The sequence below is a fragment of the Nonomuraea sp. NPDC004186 genome (assembly GCF_053603495.1).
Genome location: NZ_JBSGFQ010000261.1, coordinates 1 through 2,940, shown reverse-complemented (window position 1 = coordinate 2,940; position 2,940 = coordinate 1). Strand labels below are relative to the sequence as shown.

Annotated in this window: 3 protein-coding genes; 1 reads left to right on the top strand and 2 read right to left on the bottom strand. The window is 68.8% G+C overall.

What is annotated here, in order from left to right:
• Positions 1–96: 96 nt before the first annotated feature.
• Positions 97–1,206, bottom strand: coding sequence for a pyridoxal phosphate-dependent aminotransferase (locus ACWEPL_RS65080; protein WP_350735174.1), 1,110 nt, complete (start codon positions 1,204–1,206; stop codon positions 97–99).
• Between the two features lie 142 nt (positions 1,207–1,348).
• On the bottom strand, positions 1,349–2,437 hold the full coding sequence (locus tag ACWEPL_RS65075) for a PP2C family protein-serine/threonine phosphatase (protein ID WP_363969943.1): 1,089 nt from the start codon (positions 2,435–2,437) through the stop codon (positions 1,349–1,351).
• A gap of 314 nt (positions 2,438–2,751) precedes the next feature.
• On the opposite strand from ACWEPL_RS65075, the gene ACWEPL_RS65070 reads away from it, so the two are divergent.
• A partial coding sequence (locus ACWEPL_RS65070; RefSeq protein WP_452443041.1) for a hypothetical protein occupies positions 2,752–2,940 on the top strand: 189 nt, incomplete at its 3' end.

Below are 2,940 nucleotides of genomic sequence, written 5' to 3'. Positions count from 1 at the left end.
CGCGGGCCGAGCCGCACGCCGAGGAAGACCTCCTTGGACCAGAAGTCCTTCGCCCAGACGTGCCGGTACATCTCCTCCAGGTAGTCGCGCCAGCCCTCAGGCCGACAGCGGGTTGACGTGCCGGTGGTGGACCCCGATGACGGGGATCTCGTGCAGGCTGCCGGAGTACAGGAACTGCGTCATGCCGATGAGCAGCCGCCGCACGTCGTCCTGCGGCCGCACGACCAGGCGGATGAACTGGCTGGTCGTGCCCAGCTTGTTGCCGCACTCGCGCACGTACACGCCGTGCTCGGAGAGCAGGTGGTCGCGCAGTCCCACCCCGTCGTAACCGGGCGGCAGCTTGATCAGCAGGAAGTTGCCCTGCGACGCGAACACCGACAGCCCCGGCATGGTGCTGAGCTGCTGGAACATGGCCCGCCTGTCCGCGCCCACCAGCCTGAGGCTGTTGTGGTACTCGCCCATGAACTGCCGCATCATGAACACGATGACCTCGGCGAACGAGTTGAGGTTCCACTTGGGCAGCGCGTCGCGCACCCGCCCGGCCAGCGCCGGGTTGGCGACCATGTAGCCGAACCGGATGCCGTGCAGGCCGAAGTTCTTGCCCAGGCTGCGCAGCACGATCACGTTCGGCCGGACCGCCGCCTCCGCCGCCAGCCCCGCGTCCGGCTCGCAGTCCACGAAGTCGCCGAACGACTCGTCCACGATCACCAGGTCGAGGTCGATGAGCTCGTCCAGCAGCTGCAGGACCTCGTGCTTGGGCAGGTAGCCGCCGTCGGGGTTGTTCGGGTTGCAGATCACCGCGACCCGGGAGCCGCGCATGCGGATGAACGAGACGTAGTCCTGCACGTCGAGGGTGAAGTTGCGGCTCTCCAGCAGCGGGTACATGTCGACCCGCTTGCCCGTCTCCAGCGGCTGGTCGGTCCAGCGCCCGAAGGTCGGGATGGGCACCGCGAGGCTCTCGCGCACCAGCAGGTGATCGATCCAGGTGATCAACTCGGTCGACCCGTTGCCCATGGCGACCGTCTTCGGGTGGAGGCCGAGCGTGGCGCAGAGCTCCGCGGTGATCGTGCCCGCGTCGCTCGGATAGAACTTGAGAATCGTCTCCAGATTTCTCCCGAGATGCTCGAAGATCTCCGGGGTCGGGAAATATGGGTTGCACGGGATGCAGAAGTCAACCGGCGCGCGCTCTCCTGACGAGGCACGCATCAACGAAAAATACGACGGGCTGTGAGCCTGTGCCCGCAAGAGGCTGAGCTCCACGACACCTCCATGGACATGTCCGATGTGTGTAGGTACGCGTGGGTGGAGCGACCGGTTCATGACGGTGCGCGAGCCGGCCCCCGGCAGGTCAGGACTCGGACCGGCGTAGCGTGAGGATCGCGATGTCGTCGCGCGGCGCGGTCCTGGTGAACGCGCGGAGGTCCTCGCCGAGCGCCTGGGCGAGCCGGTCGGGAGGGTCGGGGGCCCAGCCCTCCAGGCGCTCCTCCAGCGGATAGAAGGCGCCGCGGGGGTCGCGGGCCTCGGTGACCCCGTCGGTGCACAGCACCAGCGCCGCGCCGGGCGGGAACGCGAACCGCGCGCCGCCGCGCGGCCCGGGAGCGAGCGTGCCCACGCCGAGCGGCACGGACGGCTCCCCGAGGTTGACCTGCCGGGCGTCGCCGCGGTGGATCATGTACGGGGCGATGTGCCCGCAGTTGACCGCCTCGACGTCCAGCCGGCGGCTGATGTCCAGCACCAGCGCGGTGACCAGGCGCTCGGGCTCCCCGGTGGTGGCGGCGAAGGTGTTCTGCCTGGCCACGGCGTTCTCCATCGCCTCGACGACCCCGGCCAGGGTCTCCTCCCGGTAGGCCGCCTCCCTGAACGAGCCCAGCACGGCCAGCGCGGTCCCGATGGCGGGCAGCCCCTTGCCCTGCACGTCGGCGATGAGCACCCGGGTGCCGTGGTGGGAGACGGCGACCTCGTACATGTCGCCGCCCACCATCGTGTCCTCCTCCACCGGCTGGTAGAGGCCGTCGATGACGACGTCGGCGGTGCGCAGCGGAAGCGGGCGCACGATCAGCTGCTGGAGGGCGGCCGCCGCCGAGCGCAGCCGGTGCACCTCCTCCTCGCGCCGCACCCGGTAGGCGCAGCCGAAGACGCTCAGCGCGCCGAACACGGCCGTGAACCCGGCGGCCAGCAGGTTGTCGTCCAGCTCGCCGCCCAGGTACGTGGTGACCCCCGCCGCCGCCAGGACCACCCACAGCGACGCGACGATCGTCTGCCGCACGGTGCCCAGCCCGGCCACGATCGCCGGGAGGAAGATCAGCAGCGGGAACAGCCGCACAGCCGTGCCCGAGAGGATGTCGAGCGCGGCCACCACGGCGGTGATGACGACGAGCCCGGCGACGAACGCCGGGGTCGAGAGATTCGGCCCTTCGCGTCGCCCGCCATCCGTCACGAGTTCTTCATCCCCCGTCATGGAACGGCGTAACGGCGGTTTTCTCGAACGTACGGAAGAAAACCGTGAAATGAGCGGCCGAATTCGGGCCGTCGCACCCTGATCTGGCCTCTGTGCAGGGCGGATAAGGGGATGAAAACCAGAAGTAAACGACTCTGCGTCTTATGGCGGGATTTGCAGGTGTCGGTGGTCGGGGCGTCATGACTTGCTCATTGATTTCTCATCGACGGTCTCATTGACAAGCAAAGATGATCTTGTAAGCATTTTGAGTTAAGACGTGCCGGGTGTAATTCCGCGCGAGAAGGGGTGGCCGTGTGAGCGAGCAGGACTGGACTTTGCTGCCGGCCGTGACCGTCCGGAGCGCGGGCTTCGCCTGGGAGCTCGTCCGATCCCTGGCCTACCCGCGGGCCGCGGCGGCGGCCGCCGAGGTCGTCCGGCTGGAGCGGCGGGCGCTCGACCTGCTCGCCGAGGCCCCGGCCCACCGAGCCCCAGCCCACCGAGCC